Source organism: Streptomyces sp. NPDC006208, assembly GCF_040613775.1.
Lineage (GTDB): Bacteria > Actinomycetota > Actinomycetes > Streptomycetales > Streptomycetaceae > Streptomyces.
This window is the reverse complement of the sequence record NZ_JBEXSW010000038.1, coordinates 60,985-84,520: the sequence shown is the minus strand read 5'-3', so window position 1 is coordinate 84,520 and position 23,536 is coordinate 60,985. Positions and strand designations below refer to the sequence as shown.

Here is a 23,536-nt window from a genome sequence, read left to right as displayed (position 1 = left end):
CCAGACTAGCGATCGTCCCGGGTCACGGACAGGTCGCGGGCCGGCCCGGCATGGCGCACCGTCAGATCGCGGGCGGCTCGGCGCCGACCAGCCACATGGCGAAGAACTGCGACCCTCCGCCGTACGCGTGGCCGAGCGCTCTGCGGGCCCCTTCGACCTGGTGCTCGCCGGCCTGTCCACGGACCTGGAGGGCTGCCTCGGCGAAGCGGATCATGCCGGACGCCCCGATCGGGTTGGTCGACAGCACACCGCCCGAGGGGTTGACGGGCAGGTCGCCGTCGAGTTCGGTCACGCCTGATTCGGTGAGCTTCCAGCCCTCGCCCTCCGCGGCGAAGCCCAGGTTCTCCAGCCACATCGGCTCGTACCACGAGAACGGCACGTACATCTCCACCGCGTCGATCTCGCGGCGCGGATCGGTGATGCCCGCCTGGCGGTAGACGTCCGCCGCGCAGTCCTTGCCGGCCTGCGGGGAGACGAAGTCCTTGCCGGCGAACAGGGTGGGCTCGCTGCGCATGGCCCCACCGTGCACCCAGGCCGGCGGGTGCGGTGAACGCGCCGCGCCCGCACGGTCGGTGAGGATCATCGCACAGGCGCCGTCGGAGGAGGGGCAGGTCTCGGAGTAGCGGATCGGGTCCCACAGCATGGGCGAGGCCTGGACCTTCTCCAGCGTGATGCCGTGCTCGTGCAGATGGGCGTACGGGTTCTTCAGCGCGTTGCGCCGGTCCTTGTAGGCGACGAGCGAACCGACGGTGTCGGGCGCCCCGGTGCGCCGCATGTAGGCGCGTATGTGGGGGGCGAAGAATCCGCCGGCGCCCGCCAGTAGCGGCTGCTGGAAGGGAATGGGCAGGGACAGGCCCCACATCGCGTTCGACTCCGACTGCTTCTCGAAGGCGAGGGTGAGGACCGTGCCGTGCACGCGGGAGGCCACCAGGTTGGTGGCCACGAGTGCGGTGGACCCGCCGACCGAGCCCGCGGTGTGGACGCGCAGCATGGGTTTGCCGACCGCGCCGAGTGCATCGGCGAGATACAGCTCGGGCATCATCAGCCCCTCGAAGAAGTCGGGGGCCTTGCCGATGACGACCGCGTCGATGTCCGCCCAGGAGAGCTCGGCATCGTCCAGGGCACGACGGGCGGCCTCGCGGACCAGGCCCGCGATGGACACGTCCCGCCGGGCGGCGACGTGCTTGGTCTGGCCGATGCCGATGACGGCCACAGGCTCTTTATGCATGCGCCTCTCCTTCGAGAACGGCGACGAGGTTCTGCTGCAGACACGGGCCGGATGTGGCGTGGGCGAGCGCGCGGTCGGACTCGCCGCGGCAGATACGGGCGGCGGCCTCGCCGATGCGGATGAGGCCGGTGGCCATGACCGGGTTGGCGGCAAGGGCTCCGCCGGACGGGTTGACCCTCACTGTCTCGTCGAGGTTGAGGGCCCTGCGCAGCACGACTTCCTGGGAGCTGAAGGGGGCGTGGATTTCGGCGGTGTCGACGGGCCGCTCGAAGGCCCCGGCACGCTCGGCGGCGAGGCGGGTGGACGGTGAGTCGGTCAGGTCGCGCACGCCGAGGCTGTGCGGCTCGATCCGGTGATCCATGCCGCGGATCCAGGCGGGACGTTCGCACAGGTCACGTGCCCTGTCGCCGGCGGCGAGGATGACGGCGGCGGCCCCGTCGCCGATCGGTGGGCAGTCGGCGGCGCGCAGCGGGTGGACAACGTGGTCGCCGCGCGGAACCTCCCCCGTGAGTTGAGCGTGCGGGTTGGCCGTGGCGTCCGCGCGGCTTCGGGCGGCGACTGCGGCCAGCGCGGGCTCGTCGGTGGCGCCCGCGTCGATCAGGGCCTGGGCCTGGAGGGCGGCGAGGGAGACGGAGTCGGGCCAGAGCGGGGCGACGTAGTAGGGGTCGAGCTGGCGGGTCAGCACATCGCGCACCTCGCCGGACGACGACTTGCCGTAGGCGTAGACCAGCGCGGTGTCGGCCTCACCGGTCAGCAGTTTCACCCAGGCCTCGTACAGCGCCCATGCACCGTCCATCTCCACATGGGACTCGGAGATCGGCGGCCAGGCGCCGACGCCGTCGAGCGCCATGGTGAAGGAGAACGCCCGCCCGGCGAGATAGTCGCTGGACCCGGAGCAGGTGAAGCCGATGTCCGCGGTCTGCAGTCCGGTCCGGGTGAGGACCTGATGCAGGACCGGCATCAGCATCTCGACCTCGGAGAGCTCGTCGCTACGGCGCCTGTGGTCGGTCTGCGCGAAGGCGACGATCGCCACGTCTCGCATCACAGCAGCTCCTTGTAGGTGTCGTAGCCGGCGTCGGGCTCGCCGGTGGGCCGGTAGTGGTCGGGGTGGCGCGCGCCCTCGGTCCACACCGGTTCGACACGCAGGCCCATACGCACCTGGTCGTACGGGATGCCGCCGATGCGTGCGTGCAGGGCGAGATCGGCGCCGTCAAGGGCGATGTGGGCGTAGACGTACGGAACCTCGATGTCCAGATTCTTCGCCTTGATGTTGACGATGCAGAACGTGGTCACCGTGCCACGAGGGCCGGCCTCGACCTGGTCGGTGGTGGCGACGCCACAGGTGGGACAGGCGCCGCGCGGCGGGACGTACACCTTGTGGCAGGACGGGCAGCGTTCGCCCATGATCCGGCGCTCGGCGAGTGCCTCGAGGTAGGCGGTCGTGGCGCGGCCGGGTGAGTAGGTGTAGTCGAGCCGGGCCGGGGCGACGATGCCGGTCACCGGGTCGGCGAACGTCCCGCTGTGGGGGCCCGCGGGGGCGGCGGCGGGTTCCCCGGCGTACGCCTCGAAGCAGGCGATGTCGGTGATGGCGCCGCTGCGTTCCGCGGCCCAGCGGACGCGGACGCGCATGCCGGTGCGCACCGCCTCGGGGCCGGATGCGTCCAGGGCATGGAGGAGGGCCGTGTCGGCTCCGTCGAGCCGCACCAGGACCCAGGCGAACGGGGTGGTGAGCGGCTGGCCGCGGCGCGGTTGCGGGTTCCAGGCCCAGGTGGTGACGGTGCCGGTCGCGGCGACCTCGACCAGCTCCCGCAGTTCCTCGGCAGTGGCGGGGTCGTACTCGACGGGAGGGACGAGCACCTTGCCGTCGCCGGTGCGCACCCCGAGTACGGTTCGCTCGCGCAGGCCGGTGAGGAAGGCACTCTGCACCGGCCCGAGCGAGCGCGTGAAGGGGAATTCGACGACGAGCGGTGCACGGAGGACTTCGGGCATCGGGCGGACTCTCCTTGTCAGGCGCGCCGGTAGACGGGGGGCCTTTTCTCGGCGAAGGCGAGGGCGCCTTCCTTGGCGTCGGCCGTGTCGAAGACCGGCCAGCCGCGCACGAGTTCGGCGGCGAGTCCCTCGGTCTCGGTCATCTCCGCGGCCTCGTACACCGACGCCTTGACGGCCTCGACGGCGAGCGGGCCGCAGGCGTTGATCTGTTCGGCGATCGTGAGCGCCTTGTCCAGGGCGGTGCCGTCGGGGACGACATGGCCGACGAGTCCGATGCGCTGTGCCTCGTCGGCGCTGTAGGGGCGGCCGGTGAGCAGCATCTCGAGGGCGTGGGTGCGCGGGATCTGGCGGGGCAGCCGTACGGTCGAGCCGCCGATCGGGAAGAGTCCGCGCCGCACCTCGAACAGGCCGAAGGTGGCGCTCTGCCCGGCGACACGGATGTCGGTGCCCTGCAGGATCTCGGTTCCGCCGGCGACGCAGTGGCCCTCGACGGCGGCGATCACCGGTTTGCGGGGCCGGTGATGGCGCAGCATCGCCTTCCAGTGCAGATCGGGGTCCGCCTTCATCCGGTCGCGGTACTGCTGCCCTTCCATGTCCTTGCCCGCGAGGGCTTTCAGGTCCATCCCGGCGCAGAAGGAGCTGCCGGCTCCGGTCAGCACGATGGAGCGGACGCTGTCGTCCTCGTCGGCCGCGAGCCAGCCGTCGTGGAGCCCGACGAGCATGGCGATGGAGAGTGCGTTCCTGGCCTCGGGCCTGTTGAGGGTGAGCACCAGCGTCGCGCCTTCGCGCTCCACGGTGAGGTGTTCGGTACCACCATCTCGTCCCATGTGCGGATCTCCCCTGCGTGGACGTGCCCCTCCGGTGACCTAGAACAGGTTGCAGTAGGCGGGGGTCCAGTTCAATAGTTTTCTGACACTCAGTCAGATTTCTTGGCGCGAGACCTTCCCTGTTGTTCTCAGCGGCGCTCTAATGACCGCCGAGCCGAAGTTCGCCGGGGGTCAGGAGGAGCGGTGGAGTACAACCTTGCGGACCTGTTCGAATCGGTCGTCGATGTGGTCCCGGAGCGCGAGGCGCTCCTGTACATCGACCATCCCGGCACCGGCGCCGAGCGGCGGCTCACCTACGCGGAACTGGACGCCGCGGCCAACCGCATCGCGCATCACCTCCTCGACGCGGGTCTGCGGCCCGGCGAGCACGTCGGCCTGCATCTGTACAACGGCATCGAGTATCTGCAGACCGTGCTCGGCGCACTCAAGGCCCGCCTCGTGCCGGTGAACGTCAACTACCGTTACGTGGAAGAAGAGCTGGTCCATCTCTACCGCGACGCCGATCTCGCCGCCCTCGTCTTCGACGCCGAGTTCACCGGGCGGGTCGCGGCCGCGCTGCGTCGCACGGACAGGCTGCGCCACCTCGTGCGGGTCGGCACCCCGGCCGAGTCGGCGCCGGACCTGGACACGGTCTCCTTCACCGCCGCCGAGTCCGCTGCCTCGCCGGACCGGGGATTCGCGCCGCGATCCGCCGACGACCAGTTCATCATCTACACCGGCGGCACCACGGGCATGCCCAAGGGCGTGATGTGGCGTCAGGAGGATCTGTTCTTCTCGGGACTGGGCGGCGGCGCGCCGACCGGCGAACCCGTCTCCTCCCCCGAGGAACTGGCCCGGCGCGTGGCCGCGGGCGGCGACGGCATCACCTTCTTCCCCACTCCCCCGCTGATGCACGGCACCTCGACACTGACGGCGTTCATCGGATTCAACTTCGGGCAACGGATCGTCGTCCACCGCAAGTTCGTGCCGCACGAGGTGCTGCGGACGATCGAGAAGGAGAAGGTCACCAGCGTGTCGCTGGTCGGCGACGCGATGCTGCGCCCGCTGATCGACGCACTGAACGGTCCGCTCAAGGGCTGCGACCTCTCGTCGGTGTTCAGCGTCTCGAGCTCGGGAGCGATCATGTCGGAGACGGTGCGCGCACAGTTCAGCGCCCTGGCGCCGCATGCGATGCTGCTGAACAACTTCGGCTCGTCCGAGTCCGGCTTCAACGGCACCGCGACCGAGGACTCGGGACCGGACAGCGGGTTCCGGCTGCGGGTCAACTCCCGTACGACAGTGGTGGACCCGGTGACGTACGAGACGGTGAAGCCGGGTGAGCCCGGTCGCATCGCGCAGCGCGGCCATGTTCCGCTCGGCTACTACAACGACCCGGTGAAGACGGCCGAGACCTTCTTCCAGCGCCAGGGTGAGCGGTGGGTGCTGCTCGGCGACATGGCCACCGTGGACGAGGACGGCATCGTCACCGTCCTCGGACGCGGCTCGCAGTGCATCAACACCGGTGGCGAGAAGGTGTACCCGGAGGAGGTCGAGCAGGCGCTCAAGGCCCATCCGGATGTGTACGACGCGCTGGTGGCGGGGGTGCCCGATGCGACATGGGGCAACCATGTGGCGGCCGTCGTGCAGATACGGGAGGGAGCGCCCGCGCCGACCCTGGACGACATCCGGTCGCACTGCCGCAGCCGTCTCGCCGGCTACAAGATCCCGCGGCAGCTGGTGATCGCGGCGGAGATTCAGCGCTCACCGAGCGGCAAGGCGGACTACCGGTGGGCGCGGTCGGTCGCGGTGGAGGCCGCGGAGATCGCCTGAGGCGCGTACATGCCGGGCCGGCAGCGCCGCCGCCGGGGTCGCGAGCCGGCCGTTCCGCCGGCCGCCGAAGCCCCCGTCCGACGAGCGGCCCAGGAAACGGCACGGCTGTGCGCATCCCCTCCCTCCTCTTCCTACCGCGGAACGGCGCGGCAGGAAGAGGAGGGACCCCAGGTGCCGAGGCTCAGTCGTCGTCCGCCGGCAGGATCTGCTCGCCGTTGAACATCCCGAGCCGCTCCCGGTAGAGCTCCAGCGGTACGCCGTTCGGGTCACGGAAGTAGAGGCTGTCCTCCACTCCCCGTTCCGGGCCGATGTACGCGATGCCCGCCTTGTCGAACGACGTGCGTGCCGCGTCGAACTCCCTGGCCTCCACCGACAGCGCGACGTGCTGTACCCCGCCGACCGTCTCCGTGGCGGGCGGATGCTCATGACCGGGGAAGTCGAAGAATCCGAGCAGATTGCCGTTGCCGATGTCGAAGAAGAAGTGGGTGGAGCCCCGGTAGTCCCGGTTCTCCACGATCTCGACCAGCGGGAAGCCCAGGAACTCCTGGTAGAAGCGGATGGTCTCCTCGACATCGCGGCAGATGAAGGCCACGTGGTGGATGCCGCGCGTCGTGGTCCGGGGCCGGTCGTCGTGTTCCTGCAGATAGCGCCGCTTCAGCTCCTCCCTGCGGGCGCGGACGGCCTCGAGCTCGGCTCCCTCGGGCTGGGGCATCGCGGTCTCCTTCACGGCGGTTGTTTGCGTGATTCAACTACTATCTCGCATCTTCCCCCGATCACGCCCGCTCACAAGTACAGGAACCGGGCAACCGTCCGTACGTACCAGTGAGGATCGTCCAGCCAGGGGAAGTGACCCCCGCCGGGCTGCACGACGCACTCGCCGGCCGGGAACAGCGCGGCGAGCCCACCGGCCCGGTCGGGACGCGGAGCGCCGGCCAGCTCACCGGCCAGCACCGGCGCCTCCAGGGCCCTCAGCGCGGCCCGGGTGGCCGGCGGGTCATAGGCACCGGGGCCGCCGAAGCGGGCGGCTGCCTCGCGGTTGACCTGCTCCAGGTCCGTCGCGGCATGCGCCTCGGCCGCCGCGTCCCAGCGCCCGTAGAAGAACGGCTCGAACGAGTCCTTCGGCTCCTGACCGCGCAGCGCCGCCTCGAAGGCGGTGTACGCGGCCTCGAACCAGGGCTCGCCGCTGCGCATCCGGGCCGCGGCCAGGCGTTCCCCCGCGGTGGCCTGCATCTCCAGGGCCCAGGCGTTGGGCGTGATCAGGGCGAGCCGCCGTATGCGCTCCGGGTGCCGGGCGGCGTACACCCGAAGTCCGGGGAGGCTGACTGCTGTACCGGCAACCCCTTGCTCGACGGAAAGACCGGAGCGCCCGCTCTGCGCGGGGCCTTCCCCCCACCGCTCCTGCCGCTACCGTCCCGGCCATGAACCTGTTGTTCACCGACGTCGACCACGAGCGCATCGCCGCGGCCGCCGCAAAGAACGGCCAGGACGTCGACGAATGGGTCCGCGCTGTGGTGCGGGAGCGGCTGGACGCCGAGGGGCCCGAGGACGCGCTCACCGGCGCGCATTTCACCGTCGCTACCCGCGCGGCCGCAGGCCTTTGAACGAAAGGGCCCGGATGCCGACGGGGGAGGTGCCATCCGGACCGGGTCATCACGGTAGCCGTGGAAGACTGAGCCCACTCCCAGCTACCTGGTGAAGGGCGCGAAATGACCCACGGCCCCCGGCTCTCCCAACTGCTCGGCGACCATGAGGACGCGCGATGAGCGAGCGGATCGACTTCGACATCGAAGATGCCCCGTGGGTGCAGACACTGGTCAAACGCGTCTACGCTGCCCGTCAGAGCGGGGACCAGGACGAAGCCGACCGGCTGCTGGCATACGGCCGCGCTGAGGGTGGAGAGACGCTCTCACGGATCGTTGACCAGCTCGCCGCGCGGGATGAAGCACTGGACAGCGGCAGGCCGATGAAGCCGCAGGAGGTGAGCGCCGCGGCGCCCAACCAGCTCGTGTGCGACTTCTGCGCCGGCTTCGACCCCCTCGCGTACTACGAGGTCACCGAGTTCGGCATCAGCGCCCCCGGCGGTTCTTTCCTCTCGGGAGACCGCTTCTACGCCTGCCCGCGCTGCAGGGAACTCATCGACGCCGCCGACTGGAAGGGCCTGCGCGACTGGATCGGCCCCCAGCAGTTCGGCATGGGCCACCGCATGCTCCTGGTGGGCTTCAAGAAGCACCGCAAGGGCGACGCTGTGGAGTTCGAGCCGGGGACCAACCCCGAGTTGAACCGCTGACCGTCCAACGAGCGGATCAACGGTCCCGGCCGTACCGTCGCCAGTGGCACGCCCGCTCCTGACAGGACAGCGGGCCGGCGGCCCCGCGCTCCATTCGCACGTTGCGCGGGGCCGTCCCTCCCGCCGTAGCCGATGCGCAGCGTGGCGGGATCAGCCTCGCGTCGGGAAAGTTCCCGAACAGATCCGCCCGGGGCGCCGGAAATGGTCGTGGCCCGGGCGGTGGCGCCGCTGACCGCGTGGTCAGATGAACGGGTAGTGCCGAAACCCAATCACGCGTTCGCCAACTACCGCCACGAGCCCCTGCGACTGGTCCACGGGACGCCGACCTGAACGGCGGTACCGGAGGCTTCGGCTGGCCCATGGTCAACCGCCTCGCCCGCGCCACCGCGGTGAGCCGCCACACGGCCGGCGGCAAGGCACGACCCCGTCCTGCTCGCCGACCCAAACGGCTCGTGAGAGGACCCGACGGACCGTCACGAAGGGTCGAGGGCTGGTGTTGTGCTGGCGTCTGGGGGGACATCCGTGTCAGCACGGAGAGATTCTCGGTATTTCCTCGCTGTCGCCGTCGCAACGTCTTACAGCACTCTGGAGACGCAATCAGACGAGACCCAGGCGGGGAGTAATGCAAATGGAACCGTGGCAGATGTCGCAGCAGTCGCAGCAGGCGTCCATGAACGCGCAGCAGATGGCTCAGCAGGCACAGCAGTCAGCCATGAACGGGATGCGAATGGGCAACGAGGCCGGTCGCATGCACCAGAATGCGATGGCCTCAGCACGGCGGGCCCAGCAGATCCACCAGGGGGGATCCTCGGGCGGCGGCGTGCTGTCCGGGCTCCTCGGGATGGTGGCATTCGTCGTGATGCTCGTCATCGCGTACACCGTCGTCACGGGAGACACGAGCTTCATCCCGCGTTAGCAGGCGCGGAGCCGTGATCTGTCGTCCAGAAGCGGGGCACGCAAAGCGTATTGCCGTCTGTGCCCCTCGGAACCGGGACCGCTGAAGGGACAGTGCGGCCCGGTTCGACGACTGCCATGAGACGACCACGTCGTATGCCTGAGAATGCGCCAGTCGTGCGCAGCCCATCAAGCCCTTGGAGATCGTTATGACAGACCATCGCTTGTCGGAGTGGCAGGACGGGGGCGGGATGTCCGGTCAGACGCACGACGGCGCTCCCTACTCGGCCGTCGGCAGCGACCCGAACATGAGCCAGCCGCCGGAGCCGAGTGGTCAGGGCGCAATATCGGGTCACTCTCACGATGGCACTCCGTACAGTGCCGTGGGGCACGGCCCCGACTCGACGACTGTCCGAGAAGCCGAAGCGTTCCGCCAGTCGCATATCGCAGCACACGAGGCGCTGCAGTCCGACGCGGTGGGCAACGCGCTCGCCGCCGCTCCTTTCGCTGTCGGAGCGGCTCTCGGCGCAGGCGCCTCACTCGGGGGAGCGCTGGCGAAGGCCGCCTTCGGCGTTGCCAAGACCGCAGCCGAGGAGGGGGTGACCTACACGTTCAAGCACATGGACGACCCCTTGCTGCACAGCGCGGAGGTTCCGGACGGAGGTGCTCCCGATGCAGGTTCCGGGCCTCCTCGTTCGGAGATCGGTACGCCCGGCGACCAGCACCCGGACTCCGGCGCCGCTCCCCAGATGAGCATCGATCCGCTGATGAGCACGGACTTCCACCCGGGGGACACCCCCGGGGCGGTGACTGACGCGTCGGCTCACACCGACTACTACCACCACTGAGGTACAGCGTGAGTAGCCGTTCTCGCGGTTCTGAGTCCGCGTCGGGAAGGGATCCGTCCACCACAAACGCGCATGTCATCGACGTCCAACGCACGCAGGCCGATCTCGCCGCAGCGGCTGCCGCCGGCTACGTCCACGCGCTGGCCGCCCATCCCCTTCCGCCTGACCCGGGCATGTCGCATGACCCGCATCACGAGTCCTCGTACGACCCGGAGATGTCGCACGAAGCCGGTCACGGCTCGCACGATCCGGGTATGTCGAGCGATCTGTCGCTCGGCGGCGGTCATGACTCGGGCCACGACCCGGGCACGGTCCACGCCCCCGGGGCATCGGCGATCGACGCCGGGGCGCATGAGGCGGCCGTTTACGACGCCGGAGCGGCACTGCATCACGCGTAGACAGCGGTTCTGTGGAGGGAGACGGCATGGCGACGTATCAAGGAAGGGTGTCGGGCTTCATGCCCCGAACCGAGTCCGGAGTGTTCCGGAAGCGGCAAACGCTCGTGTGGGACTTCCGCTTGGAGCGTCACGGCGACGGCGGGCGTCCGCTGCCTCGGGTCGCCGTCCAGATGCGAGCAAAGTTTTACCGCGGCGGGGCCATCAACAACGGCGACGTTGTGCAGGTGTCAGGACGCCAACGGCGCAATGGCCTGATCGTGGTTGATTCGGTCAGGAATCTCACCAGCGGGACGGTGATACGGGCTCACAACTGGAATGTGAGTGTGTTCCTCGTCTACGCGCTTATGCTCCTCGTGACGGCAACCGTCATCGGCGTCGCCCGGTCGTTCATTCTGTCCGGCAGTCCTCTGGCACCGTAGCGAAATGGCCTCACGTTCGCAGTGTTGACGACTGCCCCCGCTGTAGCCGTCGCTGGCCTGCCCCGGAACGTCCCTCGGTCCCGCCACTGGAGACACCCTCCGTGTCAATACGGATACGAAGAGGTCCTGTGCGCCCCTACCGTTGGTCCATGCCTTGGGCCCGTCGCATCTCCTTCTTTCTCGCACTGCTCACCGCGGTGACGATCGTGGCCGTCTGTGCCCTCATGCCTCTCGCGGTGGTCTCGACCGAAGAGATGTTTGCTCTCATGACGCCTTTGGTTGCTGGAGCGTTCTCCGTCGGGCTCGGCGTGTTCGTCTCCAGCAGGCGTCCCGCCAACCCGGTCGGCCCATTGCTCGGCCTCGTCGGGCTCGCGCCGCCGCTGCTAGCGCTCTTCGACACCTACTCGTACGCGAGCCTGTCGCGGCCGCTGCCCGGTGCCGAGGCAATCCACCAGCTCACCTTGGGCGCATGGATGCTCTGGTACGTCCCCGTGCTGCTGCTGATGCTGTTCTTCCCCACTGGGCAACTGCCGCCGGGCCGATTCCCGCGCCTCGTGCTGTACGGGGTGCTGGGGTGCATGGTCGCGTTCATGGCGACGGCCGCCGTGGACCCGAGCCCGTACGAGCCGCCGTTCGAGGAGTACGGGCATCCGCTGCCCACGCTGCCCGCGGCGGTGATCTGGAGCTTCATCATCCCGCTCCTGGGGGCGTTCATGGCGCTGCTCATCTGTTCGGTGCTAGTGATGCACCGCCGGTACCGCGCGGGAGACGAGGTCGAGCGGGCGCAACTGAAGTGGTTCGCGCTGGGCGCCCTCGCACTGCCCGGCACGCTGCTGCTGTGCTGGGCGGACTACCTGCTGTTCGGCAGGGTGGGCATCCTGATCGTGCCGGGCCTTCTCTCGCTCTGTCTCGGCGTGCCCGCGCTGACCGCTCTGGCGATCCTTCGCCACGACCTGTACGACGTGGACCGCGCCACCAGCGCTGTCGTGACGTGGGCTCTGGTGACCGCCGGGCTGCTCGCGGTTTACAGTGCCGCGTCCTTCACGGGTGGTTTGGTGCTGGGGCAGGGCAGTGCGGTGACGGCGGCCGCTGCGACGGCGCTGGTGGCCGCCGTGCTGATGCCGGTGAAGAACCGGGTACGGCGATGGGTCGACCGGCGCTTCTACCCCGCGCGGGAGCGGGCCCTAGCTGCCGTGGCCACGCTGGAGCGCGAGGTCCACGAAGGGCAGGGCCAGCCGGAGCAGCTGGAGGAAGTGCTCCGGGAGGCGCTGCGTGAGCCGCGCGTGCGGGTGGGCTATCTGCTGCCGGGTGGCACGGAATTCCACGACACCACAGGCGTCGCTGTCCGACGCGGAACCGAGGTGCGGCTGGCCGGGCGGCCCATCGGGGTGATCGACGGCCCCTGCCCGCGGGAGGTCGCAGCTGCCTGCGTGCTGCTGGTGGAGACCGTGCGGCTGCGGCTCGAACTGCGCCAAGCGCTCACCGAAGTGGAGGCCAGTCGCAGCCGGCTGCTGAAGACGGGTTACCGGGAGCGGCGTCGCCTGGAACGGGACCTGCACGACGGAGCCCAGTCTCGGCTGGTCAGTCTCGGCATGGCGCTGCGGCTCGCGCAGCGGCACCTCGGCGAGGGGACCGTCGACGTCGACGGCGTCCTGGACCAGGCGGTGGCCGAACTGGGGACGGCCGTTGCTGAACTGCGGGAACTGGCCCACGGGCTGCGGCCCAGCTCGCTCGACGACGGGCTGGGACCAGCCCTCGAGGCCCTCACCCTACGGGGCCCGGTACGGCTCGACTGGCGGCTCAACGGGCACTCGTTTCCTGACGACGTAGCCACCACGGCGTATTTCGTGGCCAGCGAGGCCGTCACCAACGCGGTCAAGCATGCCGGGGCCACGAGCATCGGCATCGTCGTCGACGAGGAGGACGAGAAGCTGATCGTCACTGTCCGGGACGACGGGCGTGGTGGCGTGGACCCGGTGAAGGGATCGGGGCTGTCGGGTCTGTTAGACCGCGTTGCCGCGCTCGGCGGCCGGCTGCAGGTCACCAGCACGCCCGGAGGAGGTACGACTGTGGAGGCGGTGCTGCCGTGCGTGTCGTGATCGGTGAGGACTCGGTGCTTTTCCGGGAGGGGCTGGCACGGCTGCTCGCGGACGCCGGACATGACATCGTCGCGCGAGCCGGCGACGCGCAGGCGCTCGAGCAGGCCGTCGCCGGAACCCGCCCGGACCTGGCGATCATCGACATCCGGATGCCGCCGGACCTCACCGACGACGGCGCGCGTGCCGCGCGGCGGATCCGGCAGGCGAACCCGGAACTGGGCATCATGCTGCTCTCCCAACACACTGAGACGCGCAACGCCGTGGAACTCGTCTCCCAGGGCGGCTTCGGTTACCTCCTCAAAGACCGCGTCCTGAACGTGGACGACTTCCTGGAAGCGATCGTCCGCGTCGCAGCAGGCGGCTCCGCACTGGACCCATACGTGGTCTCACGGATGATCAGCACCCACCGCGACCCCCTCGGCTCGCTCACCACCCGAGAGCTGGAAGTGCTGACACAGATGGCTGAAGGACACACGAACCTCGGGATCGGTCGGCGGCTGTGGCTCGCCGAGCGCACCGTGGAGACCCACGTCGCCTCGGTCATGTCGAAACTCGAACTCACGACGAGTAAGGAACACAACCGCCGTGTCCTGGCGGTCCTTGCGTACCTCACGGCCCGGGGCAGCCAGCGCAACAACCAGGCCGATTGAGCACCCTGGCCCAAGCTCACCCGACGGTTCATCATGCAGTATGAGAAGCCGGGGCAGTTGCAGGCCCATCAAGTCTCGCCGCCTCCGAGAGTCGGGGGCCGGGCATCAGAACGTCTAGCCCAGATAGTGTTCCGTCCTCCCTTCTTTGGAGCTAGGTGATCAGGGGAGTGGACATGAGTGATCCGCACGGCTACACCCTGCCTCCGCCCAACACTCTGGACCAGGTTGCGGCCCTGATCGCGTTCATCAGGGCCCGCACCGAGCCACTGCGCAACGAGGCTTACCCCGACACGCCGGAGTGGAGGACCGCACAGACGCTCATCGATCTGACGGCCGTCTTCCACGGGTCCGCCAGGGCGGCCACAGAGGACGGCCGCAGCGTGGACATGATCTTCTTCTACCTGGCCGTGGCAGCCCGCCGGTGGGAGGACCACCCTGACTACCTGCCCGAGTGGACCCCAGACCTATGAGCAGCGATCAACACGTCTTGGAGGCGGAGCTGGTCGACGACGCGTCACCGGCGAGGGGCCAGCCGATACAGCTGATGGTGGCAGTTGCGGTTCCGGCCCGGCGCGGGCTGGTGATCAAACAGCGCCGCCCACTGAAATCTTCCGTGCGGTCCGACAGCTTCAGACCAGTTGGAGCCCTGCAACAGCACCTGTTGTCATGTCTGCACCGCATACAGCTTGCCGTCGTTGCCGCCGAAGTAGACGACGCCGTCGGCCACCGTCGGTGACGAGGTCACGTCGCCATAGCTGGTGGGGAAGGACCAGCACTGCTTCCCGATGTCCGCAACCACCGCATACAGCTTGTTGTCGTCGCTGCCGACGTAGACCACGCCGTCGGCCACCGTCGGCGACGAAGACACGAAGTAGCCGGTACGGAATGGGCGCGATCTCCGGAGTCCTCACCGGCAACATCCCCGGCGCTCTGCTCGCCGGCCGGGCGCACGGGCAGCCTCAGCCTGCCCCTACCGCACAACCTGATCGGCTCTGAGACTGCACGGAAGCCATACCGGAAGGACGAGCCCTGGGGAACCTGAAGCCCAGCGCTTCTCATTGTCCGGAGCCCGTTCGCCGGACGGCGCTGACCTGCGATGGAGCAGTCCAGATATCCATGGATATCCAAGGACGCCGGATTGCTCTCCTCGGGTCCGGATTTGCCGCTATTCATATGGGCAGCAAGTTCGCGCCGCCGCTGCCGGTGGGCGCGGTCGGGACGACCGCAGCTGGGGTTTCGCCCATGCGCGGGATCGGGAGGGCAGTGATGGTGGGGCGTCGGGAAGAGCCGTTGGAGCCGGGCGGGGGGCCTGTCATGGAGTTCGCCGCAGCGCTGCGCCAGTTACGGCAGGACGCGGGCAATCCCTCGTACGAGGCGATGGCAAAGCGGGTCAGGTACGGCAGGGCGACCCTGAACGCTGCGGCCCGCGGCCACAATCTGCCGTCGAGGGACGTGACGCTGGCGTTCGTGGAGGCCTGCAGAGGCAATGAGCGGGTCATGCGGGAGTGGGCGCGGCGCTGGGAGGCCACGAAGGCGCAGCTCGAGCAGGATTTGGAAGACGAGGACGCGCAGGAGGCGGCGCAGTCGGAGGCCGAGGAGCGCCCTGCGGCCGGAAGGCGCACCAGTGCCGGCGAACGCGCGGACGTCGGCAGGGAAGGAACTCGGCAGGAGACGCTGCCTCCGCTGGGCCCGAACGACCCCCGCCAGGCAGGCGGTTTCAGGCTGTTGAGTTTCCTTGGGGCCGGGGCGATGGGACGCGTCTACCTGGGGGAGAGCATGGGGGGCCGGCAGGTTGCGATCAAGGTGATCGACGGTGCGCGGGCCGGTAACGCGGAGTTCCGGGCCCGCTTCCGGCAGGAGATCGCCGCGGCTCGCCGGGTGCACGGGATGTTCACCGCTGCGGTGGTGGCGGCCGATCCGGACGCCGAGGACCCGTGGCTGGCCACCGAGTATGTTCCGGGGCCTTCGCTCCAGGAAGTGGTCAGCGAGCGTGGCCCCATGCAGGCGGACACGGTGACCCGGCTGGCCGCTGGGATCGCCGAGGCCCTGGCGGCCATTCACGGCGCCGACGTGGTGCACCGAGACCTGAAGCCGGGCAATGTGCTGCTGGCGACGGACGGGCCGAAGGTCATCGACTTCGGGATCGCCCGCACCCGGGACGCCACCACGCTGACCCGTACGCAGATGCTGGTGGGCACTCCGGGCTATGTGGCACCCGAGCGACTCACCAAGGGCAAGGCCGGGCCGGCGTGTGACGTGTTCTCCCTCGGCGCGCTGCTGGCCTTCGCTTCGACGGGCCGACTGCCGTTCGGTAACGAGCCGGCGGAGATCAGCTTCCGGATCGTGCACGGCGAACCGGACCTGGAGGCGGTGCCGGAAGAGCTGCGGGAGCTGGTGGCGTGGTGTCTGGCCAAGGATCCGGACGAACGGCCCACTCCCCGTCAGGTGATCGACTGGTGCTGCGAGCGTGCCGGACAGCCGGGGCCCGGCTGGCTGCCCGCCCCGCTGACCGACATGATCCGGCGGCGCGCCCGGGAGGCCGCCGAGATCCGTGTGCCCGACCGGGAGACGGAGGCGGACCGGTCCCGGCCCCGGCGGCGGATCGCTCCGGTGGCGCTCGCCACGGCGGCGGTGACAGCAGTGATCGTCCTCGCGGGAGCGCTGCTGAATCTGAAACCCGGGGAACAGAACGCGATCCCCTCCATCACAAGCTCCCCGACCGGCGGTTCGACTGCTGCGACTGCCGGCCCCACCGGGGGATCCACACCCGGTCCGACCGGCGGGATCACCGGCGAACCGGGCAACAGCGCCTCGCGCGGCACCACCCAGGGGCCGGCCAGCGGGGTCACCTCCGGGAACACGGGCGCCCCGACCGGCGGTACGTCGAGCGGGCCCACGCAGGGCGCAACAAGCGGGGCCACGACTGGCAAGACTGCTGGCGCCACACAGGGGCCCGGGGACGTGAGGCAGCCGCCCCCCAGTGCCTCGGAGGGTTCTTCCAAGGGACCCACGGCGGGCGTCTCGACCGGCACGGGCGAAGACAAGAGTCGGCAAGAACCGATCCTGATGGGCAGGTCCGTCTACGTCCAGCCCCGCTCGGACACCACGGACTGCACCAAGCCCATTACGTTCACCTTCTCGGCGAGCGCCCGGCGCGCCGGGACCATCAACTACACCTGGTATCCCGACCAGTTCCTGACCGACCGCGGCTTTCGTCCGCGCACAGGCAGCATGACCTTCACCGCCCCCAACACCCAGTACGAGACCTTCGAGGTCCAGCTTCAGGGCACCAAGTCCGGCGATGTGGTGCAGGGCCACATGAGCCTGGAGATCACCTCCCCCCAAGCCGACAGCGGGATCAACGGCGACCAATTCCACCTGACCTGCTCCTGACGCCTCATCGAGGGCAGGCCCGCGTGCGGCCCATCCCCGGGCCTGCCCCCTGACGGCTCCCACACCTCTTCACCTCCCGCGGCGCACCACGCCGCGGCACGGCCCCGTCATGCCCAAAACCGGCCACCGGCCACGGCAATCGGCCGCAGAGCACCGCAGCCGAACGCCCCATCCCCGCCCCCGCCGGTCCAGACCCTCACCCTTCACTTCCACGAGGAGAAGTCCCGATGCGCACCCGAACCCGCGCCGCCACAGCCACCGCCGCAACGGCGAAACTCGCTGCAGTTTTGGTCCTCAGCCTGCTGGCCGCCCTCCTCGGCACGTCCGTGGTGCACCATCTGTCCGCCCCTCATCCGGCCATCACGAGCGCGGCCCACCAGTCGCAGCCACACGCCCCTCGCCCGGCCCCTGGGTCGGTCGTGCTGCAGCGCGGCGACACTCTCTGGTCACTGGCCCGGCGCCACGGAACCAGCGTCCCCGCCCTGCAGAAGGCCAACCGCCTCGGCCGCTCCACCCTCATTTACGCCGGACACCGACTCCGCCTCCCGGCCAAGAACACAGCACGTCGCCCCGGGCATGCGGACATCACCCCCGGGAACACCCGCGGGGCTTCCACCCGCGCCGCGGGCCCGGGCCGAGCTGTCGTGGCATTCGCCCGGAATCGGCTCGGCATCCCCTACCTGTGGGGCGGCACCGGACGAGGCGGCTACGACTGCTCCGGCCTCGTCCAGGCCGCCTGGCGCTCCGCCGGTGTGACGCTGCCCCGTACCACCTACGCCCAGGTCCACGCCGGCACCCGCGTCCGTCGCGCCGACCTGCGCCCGGGGGACCTGGTCTTCACCAACCGGCTCGGCCACGTCCAGCTCTACGCCGGCGGCGGCCGGATTCTCGAGGCCACCCGCCCCGTGGTGCGCTACGCGCCCCTGCCGGCCACCGGAAACGTCACCGCTTATGTCCGCCCCGTTCGCCGCTGAGGAACGCGCCGCACAGCCAGTCGGCAACGCCTCAGCCTCTGTGTGAACCGGTGCGATGCGCCTGCGCGGACGCAGCACGAATTTTCCGGTCACCTGTCCACCGAGCTGGGCTGACCTGCACGCCAGATTCCGGCCACACAACAAGCCTCGATTCCCGCACATCCCCGCCGCGCCGGCAGTCGCAAAAACACCGCACCGACCGGTGCCGGCGGACCACATCACCCACAAGGAGAACAGCATGAACAAGCTCTGGCAGCGCCTCCGCGCCGCCACCCTTCCCGCTCCAACCGGATCCGGCCGGCAACACTCTCGTCGAAACACACCGGCCGTGATGAGCCGCCGCACGACCCGCGGCCTGGCCGTCGCCCTGTTCCTGGCGATCCTGGCCACCCTCCTGCAGAGCGCGCCGGCCCAGGCCGGACCCATCCGGGTCCCCACCACCCCGCAGATGCGCTGCAACAACGGATTCATGCCGGACGAGTCCGCCACCCTGCACCTGTCCGGCGGGCGGGGCACCACCTTCCCCACGAACGCCCGGGGCCTGCGCCCCGGCGACGTCGTCCGCATCGTCCCACGCATGCATGAGGAGGTATCCACCACCGGCTTCTGGTGGCAGCACGCCGACGGCTCCAACTGGGTCACACCCGCCGGCGCCGATCCCCGGCAGCCCGCCAACGCCGGCTATCCCGCGCCCGGCCTGAACAAGTACAGCCTGGTGGCCGGCTTGACCGGCGCCCGGCCCTTCGAGGTCCTCAGCCGTACCGGCTGCCGCGAGATCGGCATCTCCGGGACTCTGGACCTACGAATCAACGACGACTGGGACTGGGACAACTTCGGCCACTGGAACGTCGACATCCAGCTCTACCGCAATCCCTTGCAGGACGGCGGATTCGAGGGACAGCGGACCTCCGCCGTCTCCCAGCCCTGGAACGTGGAAGGCCCCGACGCCAAGGTCATCTCCACCGACCGCAGCGGGGCCCACTCCGGCAGCAAGTCCGCGATCCTCAGCTCGCCCGGCACCCGCGTGTGGAACGGACTGTCCCAGCCCATCCCAGTACGCCCCCACACCGACTACATGATCACCGGGTTCTTCAGCACCTCGAGCAACGTCAACACGGCGTTCTTCGGAGTCCGCCTGCCCGGCGTCCGGTCGCCCATCGAGCGCCATTTCGGCCCCGCACCCGCCTCGTGCCCGCCGACCACCCCCCTCTGTTACGGGCAAATCAGCGTCCGCTTCAATTCCGGCGACCACACCGCTGTCACCGCCTTCGCCGGTTTCTGGGGAGTGGGAGGACCAGCACACATGGCCATCGACGACATCCAGGTTCTCTCCAGCTGACACCGCTCACGGCAGACCGCATCGAGCGGCAAAGCCAGCCCCGAGAGCGGGCCCGCCGTCGACATACACCAAGCGTCCGACTGTCAGGGTCTCCTGACAGTCGGACGTCAGGCCTGCGTCGCCGCCTCCAGGCCAGTCGCCGGAGTCGGCGTGCGGAGCTGCGGCCCGATCCGGTTGGGGGTGTTGGGGCTAACAGGTCTACAGGGGGTGAAGTGCGCCGCACGGTCCAGGACGCGCAGCAGCTCCGGCTCCCACCCGGCGCGCGGGATCTCGAGGGCGGGCAGGCCGGAAGAGCCCTCGCCGTCTGCTGCTCATGCGAGCGTCTGTTACCGCGTCTGACCTGCGGAAGTTCCATAGTTCTGCCCTCAAATGAGGGCCGGAAACTAAAAGAGGGTGGGCCCGGTGCCCAGTTGGCGGCGGTCCGGCGGCCACGTCTCCGCCTGGTGCTCGGGTGCACGGGCGGGCGGCTTGTCGGCTGCCCGCTCCGCAGCGGTACGGCCGCGCTCGCGGCTGTCGCCAATTGGCGACAGCTCCGCCTCGGCGATGGGACGGGGACCAGTGCCCAAGGGGCGGCGGGTGGTGCTCACGCCTCATCTTCCCAGTCCCCGTTCGCAGTTCCGGACCAGGCTCATCGGGCGGCCGGTACCCGGGCCACGAATCGGCGGTCAGCCGGACGGGTCGGCTCGACGGCGCCGCGCTGAGCGGAGCGCCCCCACGGTCCGCCAGCACCGCGCGGCAGCAGCTGCTCCCCCTCGGCCACGGCCGGCGGTGCGGTCTCCTCACGCACCCGTCATGGGCGACGGCGGGAGTACGGCGCCGGCCCCACTGCGGCGGAGTCGGCGGCACACCGCACCCGGGCCATCCCTCCCCTCCTGCCGCTGCGCTTTTCAGGTCCCCGGACGGGCCGCAGTCGGCGGTGGCGGTGGCCACGCGTGCCATGTGACGGTGGCCGTTCTTTCGCCTGTGCCGTGTCACTGCCGGGCGCTACCGTCCAGGTGCAGGCAGTGACCACGCGGGGGGCGGGAATGACGAGGGCTGGGCGCCGGGGCGGGTGCGAGCGCGGCCCGGATGGGTGATGAGGCTGCGCGGACTGCGGAACGGGCGGCACAGCATCGGCTGGCCCGGGTGGTGCTGCCGCTCTTGGCGGCGGCAGCCGTGGTGGTCGGCTTGGCGGTGGGCGTGCTGATGAACGGGCAACTGGGCCTGGTGGCGGGGTTGGTCGTGGCGGGGCTGGGGGCGGGTCGGTTATACCGGCGGGCTCACAACAGCTGGGTGTTGGGCGCTGCCGGGGAAGCACGGACGGCCCGGCTCCTGGCTCCCCTGGTACGGAAGAGCCACGCCGTGGTGCTCCACGACCGTGCCCTGGAGGGCAGCGAAGTTGGCATGCGCCGTTTCAACCGCTTCCGGGTACCGGACGCGGCGTCGCCGTGATCTGCGGCGGCAACCTCGACCGGTTATGCGGCGAGTGTCGCCAGTGTCTGCTCGGGTGCGGTGAGGATCGAGAAGTGGCCTTGGCCGGGATGGATGTGAAGGCGTGCACCGGGTATCGCCGCGGCGAAGCGGCGGGCGTGCCGGAGCGGGACGGTGGTGTCGGCGTCCCCCTGGTGGATCGACGTGGGCACCGTGATCGACTCGAGGTCGAAACCCCAGGGCCGGGTCAGCACGCGCAGATCCTGCCCGACTCCCCAGCTGCCGCGCTGGAACGCTCGCAGGTAGTTGGTGAGGAAGGCCGCGCGCGCGTCCGGCTGGGCGAGGGCACGCCGGTCGCCGGCGGGCATCTCGCTGGTCGCCAGGCGTATGAACAGCCCTGGTGCCCGGCGCGCCAGCGTGGCCAGGCGGCCCAGGAACCAGCCACCGAAGGCCGGAGCGCGCCGGGCGATCTGCAAGGACGCGCGCTGCCCGGCTGCCATCCCGCGGGTGGGCCAGGCAGGCGGACCAAGGGGCGCGATGAGCACCAGGCTGCGGACGCGGTCAGGCAGCTCGGACGCGCATGCGGCCGCGAACGCTCCGCCGCCCGAGACGCCGAGCAACGCCACCGAGCCGACGCCCAACGCGTCCAGGACCACGGTGGCTTCCGCGGCCCAGTCCACGACCCGCGGCAGGCGACGGGCCTCGGTGCCGCCGATGCCGGGGCGATCCGGGGCGATGAGGCGCAGTCCGAGCGCGTGAGCCGCGCCCGCGAAGCCGTACGCGGCCAGCCGGGAGTCGGCCAACCCGTGGCAGAACAGCACCGCAGGCGCGTCCGGCTCCCCCACCACCTCGACCGCGATCACCCCGCCGTCGGCTCGACGCAGCTTCACTCTCATACCGTACGTCTCCCGGGACCTTGATCTGAGAGCCGCCTGAGCGGCTTCACCCCACCAGGCGGATCGCTTCGGATAGCCGCGCGTTATCCGAAGCGAAGAGGGCGTCCACCAACCGATCGGTTGTTGCACACGCCTTCGAGCCGTTTCGCTGACCTCGCCTGACACCCACCACAAGTTCCGCTGTCTCACGGACTGTGACCAGGCGGGCCAGCGAGGGGTCCCCGGGGGGTCTCGTCCGGGGCGAGCTCGGGGGGCGGGGGGAACAGGAGGTCTTCCAAGGCGTCTAGCGCGAACGTCATGAGTAGGAGCATTACCGGCGCGAGCAGCGCTATCACGACCATGCTGCCTCCCGACGACGAGTGATCACGGGACGGGCGAGGCGGGAGCAGGTTCATGCTCAGTGTGGGCTGAATGGGGGAACGTCGCGCGTTCAGTTCGGCAGCGCGTGGGCCGTTCGGGTGATGTCCCCTCTGGAGATGCGTGAGCAGCCACACAGCCTCACAGACGTGCGCCTCTGAACCGGCGACCGAATCACCCGAGCCGCGTACGTAACCGGTCGGCTCGCTCGTTCGTTGCTCGTCGTGGAGCGGGGCGGCGCGGCAAGGCGGTGGCTCCGCCATCCCCCCGGCGACTGGCTCTCATCCTCCTGCCGGTCGCCGCAGTCTTGGCCTCTTACGTGCGCGGCCGAGAATCCGCCACACTCTTGATCACCATGCGGACCGGCGCTCTGGTCGCATGGCGTCGCCGCGGGAGGCGGCTGTGGTGGCGCTGTCTTTCCTCGATGAGATGAGACAGCGCCACCGGTACTTCTTCTCCCTGGTCTCCCCTCGGGACCAGGGCTTCGTGCTGGTGGGGACCGGTCAGGGCTGTCGTCGTCAGCCCAGCGCCGCCGCGGCCGTGGCGGTGTCCAAGAGGATGCCGAACTCCTCCAGCGCAATACGGCACACGGCGTCCGTGTCGGCAGGGTGGTCGTCGGTGCCGGTGCGGGCCTAAGACCGTGGAAACAAGCGACGGACCGCTTGTTCACCGCGCTTCGGGTGTCTGCTGCAGGTCTTCATGGAGCCTGTGGCGCAAAGCGAAAAGGGCTCTGGAATCTGCCATGTATGCAAAGCGTTCGAGTAACTCCGGCAGAGCGGCATCGTCTCCGTCACGCACGGCCGATGCGATCTGATCGATGACCTGCCGCGCTGAAGGTGGCACCGATTCCATGGAAGCAGCCACCAGCTGCGCGTACCCACCGCGCCCCCGGACAAGGGTCCCACGTATGAGTGAAGCCCTGGTCGGCGGCCTAGGAGGAGACCGCCCCGAGCTACCGGCACGCTTCGCGTGCAGCCTGGCGGGTCATTGCCGGTTGCCGCGGGCCGCATGGAGGAGAGCCTTTTGGTAGCGGACGCCCCTGCGGGTGAGGAGGAACAGGCGGAGTGAGACTGCGAGCAGCCCGATGATCTGGGGCAGAGGGATGATGACGATGCGGGCGGTGCGCGTGAGGGGCTCGCCGTTGGGCGCCGGGAAGGTGAACTTGGCCCGGCAGACGCAGAAGAACGGGGGGTCGGCCCATCGGGCGGCGATGGTGCGCCTCGAGTTGCCCAGCACGGTGAAGTTGGGGAAGGCGATTTTCTTGCCCGCCACGGTGCCGGTGATGCGCCGGGGGCCGGTGTAGTTGCGGTGGATGTTGCCGGCGTTACGGATCGACAGGCAGGGCGAGGGCCAGGGCGACGGCCTGGTCGTCGTCGAACAGCAGTGGAGGCAGATGAGAGCCCGCATCCAGCCGGTAGCCGCCTGCGGGTCCTTTGAAGGTCAGGATCGGGTAGCCGAGCTCCCGCAGCCGGTCGATGTCGCGGCGCACTGTGCGCGGGGTGATGTCGAGGCGCTCGGCAAGGTCGTCGCCGGACCAGTCACGGCGCGTCTGGAGCAGCGAGAGCAGCGCGAGCAGCCGCGAAGACGTTTTCTGCACACCGGCCATGGTGCCGGAAATACAGGACACACCCTGTCCGCTACCTCTGTGATGGTGGGATCAAAGCCACCGAGGGAGCATCGCTCCAGGTCAGGTGGCTGCGCCGTGCCCGGATCTCCCCG

Annotated in this window: 22 protein-coding genes and 5 pseudogenes; 16 read left to right on the top strand and 11 right to left on the bottom strand. The window is 69.7% G+C overall.

The window, feature by feature from the left end:
• Positions 1-61: 61 nt before the first annotated feature.
• From ABZ208_RS27940 to ABZ208_RS27925, 4 genes are read right to left on the bottom strand one after another with little or no spacing between them, the layout of a single operon-like run.
• Positions 62-1,228, bottom strand: a complete 1,167-nt coding sequence (locus ABZ208_RS27940; RefSeq protein ID WP_356912210.1) for a thiolase domain-containing protein — start codon at positions 1,226-1,228, stop codon at positions 62-64.
• Positions 1,221-2,270: a thiolase domain-containing protein gene (locus ABZ208_RS27935; RefSeq protein ID WP_356912209.1), complete on the bottom strand. Its 1,050-nt coding sequence runs from the start codon at positions 2,268-2,270 to the stop codon at positions 1,221-1,223. The genes ABZ208_RS27940 and ABZ208_RS27935 overlap by 8 nt, the downstream gene beginning before the upstream one ends.
• A complete protein-coding gene (locus ABZ208_RS27930) occupies positions 2,270-3,217 on the bottom strand; it encodes an OB-fold domain-containing protein (protein WP_356912208.1) in 948 nt (315 codons plus the stop codon). The genes ABZ208_RS27935 and ABZ208_RS27930 overlap by 1 nt, the downstream gene beginning before the upstream one ends.
• A gap of 17 nt (positions 3,218-3,234) precedes the next feature.
• Positions 3,235-4,044 (bottom strand): crotonase/enoyl-CoA hydratase family protein, encoded by an 810-nt coding sequence (locus ABZ208_RS27925; RefSeq protein WP_356912207.1) that lies wholly within the window; start codon positions 4,042-4,044, stop codon positions 3,235-3,237.
• 183 nt (positions 4,045-4,227) lie between these two features.
• Between ABZ208_RS27925 and ABZ208_RS27920 the strand changes: the two genes are divergently transcribed.
• Positions 4,228-5,853: an acyl-CoA synthetase gene (locus ABZ208_RS27920; protein ID WP_356912206.1), complete on the top strand. Its 1,626-nt coding sequence runs from the start codon at positions 4,228-4,230 to the stop codon at positions 5,851-5,853.
• 181 nt (positions 5,854-6,034) lie between these two features.
• Here the strand turns inward: ABZ208_RS27920 and ABZ208_RS27915 are convergent, their stop codons facing one another.
• Positions 6,035-6,565 carry a VOC family protein gene (locus ABZ208_RS27915; protein ID WP_356912205.1) on the bottom strand — a complete coding sequence of 177 codons (531 nt, stop codon included), beginning with the start codon at positions 6,563-6,565 and terminating at the stop codon, positions 6,035-6,037.
• A 71-nt stretch (positions 6,566-6,636) separates the two neighbouring features.
• Positions 6,637-7,155, bottom strand: a complete 519-nt coding sequence (locus tag ABZ208_RS27910; protein WP_356912204.1) for an alpha/beta hydrolase — start codon at positions 7,153-7,155, stop codon at positions 6,637-6,639.
• Between the two features lie 116 nt (positions 7,156-7,271).
• Here ABZ208_RS27910 and ABZ208_RS27905 point away from each other — a divergent pair, with 116 nt between their 5' ends.
• From ABZ208_RS27905 to ABZ208_RS27860, 10 genes and pseudogenes are all read left to right on the top strand, one after another.
• Positions 7,272-7,454, top strand: coding sequence for a hypothetical protein (locus ABZ208_RS27905; protein WP_356912203.1), 183 nt, complete (start codon positions 7,272-7,274; stop codon positions 7,452-7,454).
• A 158-nt stretch (positions 7,455-7,612) separates the two neighbouring features.
• A complete protein-coding gene (locus tag ABZ208_RS27900; protein ID WP_356912202.1) occupies positions 7,613-8,140 on the top strand; it encodes a hypothetical protein in 528 nt (175 codons plus the stop codon).
• Between the two features lie 323 nt (positions 8,141-8,463).
• Positions 8,464-8,556: pseudogene (locus tag ABZ208_RS27895) on the top strand (ATP-binding protein); the annotation flags it as partial.
• Between the two features lie 212 nt (positions 8,557-8,768).
• Positions 8,769-9,056 carry a hypothetical protein gene (locus ABZ208_RS27890; protein WP_356912201.1) on the top strand — a complete coding sequence of 96 codons (288 nt, stop codon included), beginning with the start codon at positions 8,769-8,771 and terminating at the stop codon, positions 9,054-9,056.
• Positions 9,057-9,417: 361 nt separating this feature from the next.
• The gene (locus tag ABZ208_RS27885) at positions 9,418-9,882 is read left to right on the top strand and encodes a hypothetical protein (RefSeq protein WP_356912200.1); all 465 of its coding nucleotides are present in this window, start codon (positions 9,418-9,420) and stop codon (positions 9,880-9,882) included.
• Positions 9,883-9,890: 8 nt separating this feature from the next.
• Complete coding sequence (locus ABZ208_RS27880) at positions 9,891-10,280, top strand: hypothetical protein (protein ID WP_356912199.1); 390 nt, start codon at positions 9,891-9,893, stop codon at positions 10,278-10,280.
• A 26-nt stretch (positions 10,281-10,306) separates the two neighbouring features.
• The gene (locus ABZ208_RS27875) at positions 10,307-10,699 is read left to right on the top strand and encodes a hypothetical protein (RefSeq protein WP_356912198.1); all 393 of its coding nucleotides are present in this window, start codon (positions 10,307-10,309) and stop codon (positions 10,697-10,699) included.
• A 149-nt stretch (positions 10,700-10,848) separates the two neighbouring features.
• Positions 10,849-12,798 carry an ATP-binding protein gene (locus tag ABZ208_RS27870; RefSeq protein WP_356912197.1) on the top strand — a complete coding sequence of 650 codons (1,950 nt, stop codon included), beginning with the start codon at positions 10,849-10,851 and terminating at the stop codon, positions 12,796-12,798.
• Complete coding sequence (locus ABZ208_RS27865) at positions 12,786-13,448, top strand: response regulator transcription factor (protein ID WP_356912196.1); 663 nt, start codon at positions 12,786-12,788, stop codon at positions 13,446-13,448. The genes ABZ208_RS27870 and ABZ208_RS27865 overlap by 13 nt, the downstream gene beginning before the upstream one ends.
• Before the next feature lie 173 nt (positions 13,449-13,621).
• Positions 13,622-13,918: a hypothetical protein gene (locus tag ABZ208_RS27860; RefSeq protein WP_356912195.1), complete on the top strand. Its 297-nt coding sequence runs from the start codon at positions 13,622-13,624 to the stop codon at positions 13,916-13,918.
• A 194-nt stretch (positions 13,919-14,112) separates the two neighbouring features.
• On the opposite strand, the pseudogene ABZ208_RS27855 reads toward ABZ208_RS27860, so the two are convergent.
• Positions 14,113-14,319: pseudogene (locus tag ABZ208_RS27855) on the bottom strand (PQQ-binding-like beta-propeller repeat protein); the annotation flags it as partial.
• A gap of 443 nt (positions 14,320-14,762) precedes the next feature.
• Here ABZ208_RS27855 and ABZ208_RS27850 point away from each other — a divergent pair.
• The 4 genes and pseudogenes from ABZ208_RS27850 to ABZ208_RS27835 all read left to right on the top strand — a co-directional run bounded on the left by ABZ208_RS27850 (position 14,763) and on the right by ABZ208_RS27835 (position 19,154).
• Complete coding sequence (locus ABZ208_RS27850) at positions 14,763-16,841, top strand: protein kinase (RefSeq protein ID WP_356912194.1); 2,079 nt, start codon at positions 14,763-14,765, stop codon at positions 16,839-16,841.
• A gap of 227 nt (positions 16,842-17,068) precedes the next feature.
• Positions 17,069-17,377: pseudogene (locus ABZ208_RS27845) on the top strand (LysM domain-containing protein); the annotation flags it as partial.
• A 108-nt stretch (positions 17,378-17,485) separates the two neighbouring features.
• A pseudogene (locus tag ABZ208_RS27840) lies at positions 17,486-17,815 on the top strand (C40 family peptidase); the annotation flags it as partial.
• A gap of 331 nt (positions 17,816-18,146) precedes the next feature.
• Positions 18,147-19,154, top strand: a complete 1,008-nt coding sequence (locus ABZ208_RS27835) for a hypothetical protein (protein ID WP_356912193.1) — start codon at positions 18,147-18,149, stop codon at positions 19,152-19,154.
• A gap of 383 nt (positions 19,155-19,537) precedes the next feature.
• Here ABZ208_RS27835 and ABZ208_RS27830 read toward each other — a convergent pair whose 3' ends face one another.
• Positions 19,538-19,741 (bottom strand): hypothetical protein, encoded by a 204-nt coding sequence (locus ABZ208_RS27830; RefSeq protein WP_356912192.1) that lies wholly within the window; start codon positions 19,739-19,741, stop codon positions 19,538-19,540.
• 481 nt (positions 19,742-20,222) lie between these two features.
• Between ABZ208_RS27830 and ABZ208_RS27825 the strand changes: the two genes are divergently transcribed.
• Positions 20,223-20,585 carry a hypothetical protein gene (locus tag ABZ208_RS27825; RefSeq protein ID WP_356912191.1) on the top strand — a complete coding sequence of 121 codons (363 nt, stop codon included), beginning with the start codon at positions 20,223-20,225 and terminating at the stop codon, positions 20,583-20,585.
• Between the two features lie 23 nt (positions 20,586-20,608).
• On the opposite strand, the gene ABZ208_RS27820 is transcribed toward ABZ208_RS27825, so the two are convergent.
• The 3 genes and pseudogenes from ABZ208_RS27820 to ABZ208_RS27810 all read right to left on the bottom strand — a co-directional run.
• Positions 20,609-21,454 (bottom strand): alpha/beta fold hydrolase, encoded by an 846-nt coding sequence (locus ABZ208_RS27820; RefSeq protein WP_356912190.1) that lies wholly within the window; start codon positions 21,452-21,454, stop codon positions 20,609-20,611.
• Positions 21,455-22,801: 1,347 nt separating this feature from the next.
• Positions 22,802-23,089 (bottom strand): hypothetical protein, encoded by a 288-nt coding sequence (locus ABZ208_RS27815; protein ID WP_356912189.1) that lies wholly within the window; start codon positions 23,087-23,089, stop codon positions 22,802-22,804.
• 67 nt (positions 23,090-23,156) lie between these two features.
• Positions 23,157-23,414 (bottom strand): annotated as a pseudogene (locus ABZ208_RS27810) (HTH domain-containing protein); the annotation flags it as partial.
• Between the last annotated feature and the right edge of the window lie 122 nt (positions 23,415-23,536).

Coding starts and splice junctions, on each gene's coding strand:
- ABZ208_RS27940 (WP_356912210.1), bottom strand. CDS start 1,228: ATGCATAAAGAGCCTGTGGCCGTCATCGGCATCGGCCAGACCAAGCAC.
- ABZ208_RS27935 (WP_356912209.1), bottom strand. CDS start 2,270: ATGCGAGACGTGGCGATCGTCGCCTTCGCGCAGACCGACCACAGGCGC.
- ABZ208_RS27930 (WP_356912208.1), bottom strand. CDS start 3,217: ATGCCCGAAGTCCTCCGTGCACCGCTCGTCGTCGAATTCCCCTTCACG.
- ABZ208_RS27925 (WP_356912207.1), bottom strand. CDS start 4,044: ATGGGACGAGATGGTGGTACCGAACACCTCACCGTGGAGCGCGAAGGC.
- ABZ208_RS27915 (WP_356912205.1), bottom strand. CDS start 6,565: ATGCCCCAGCCCGAGGGAGCCGAGCTCGAGGCCGTCCGCGCCCGCAGG.
- ABZ208_RS27905 (WP_356912203.1), top strand. CDS start 7,272: ATGAACCTGTTGTTCACCGACGTCGACCACGAGCGCATCGCCGCGGCC.
- ABZ208_RS27900 (WP_356912202.1), top strand. CDS start 7,613: ATGAGCGAGCGGATCGACTTCGACATCGAAGATGCCCCGTGGGTGCAG.
- ABZ208_RS27890 (WP_356912201.1), top strand. CDS start 8,769: ATGGAACCGTGGCAGATGTCGCAGCAGTCGCAGCAGGCGTCCATGAAC.
- ABZ208_RS27875 (WP_356912198.1), top strand. CDS start 10,307: ATGGCGACGTATCAAGGAAGGGTGTCGGGCTTCATGCCCCGAACCGAG.
- ABZ208_RS27870 (WP_356912197.1), top strand. CDS start 10,849: ATGCCTTGGGCCCGTCGCATCTCCTTCTTTCTCGCACTGCTCACCGCG.
- ABZ208_RS27860 (WP_356912195.1), top strand. CDS start 13,622: ATGAGTGATCCGCACGGCTACACCCTGCCTCCGCCCAACACTCTGGAC.
- ABZ208_RS27850 (WP_356912194.1), top strand. CDS start 14,763: ATGGAGTTCGCCGCAGCGCTGCGCCAGTTACGGCAGGACGCGGGCAAT.
- ABZ208_RS27835 (WP_356912193.1), top strand. CDS start 18,147: ATGAGCCGCCGCACGACCCGCGGCCTGGCCGTCGCCCTGTTCCTGGCG.
- ABZ208_RS27825 (WP_356912191.1), top strand. CDS start 20,223: ATGGGTGATGAGGCTGCGCGGACTGCGGAACGGGCGGCACAGCATCGG.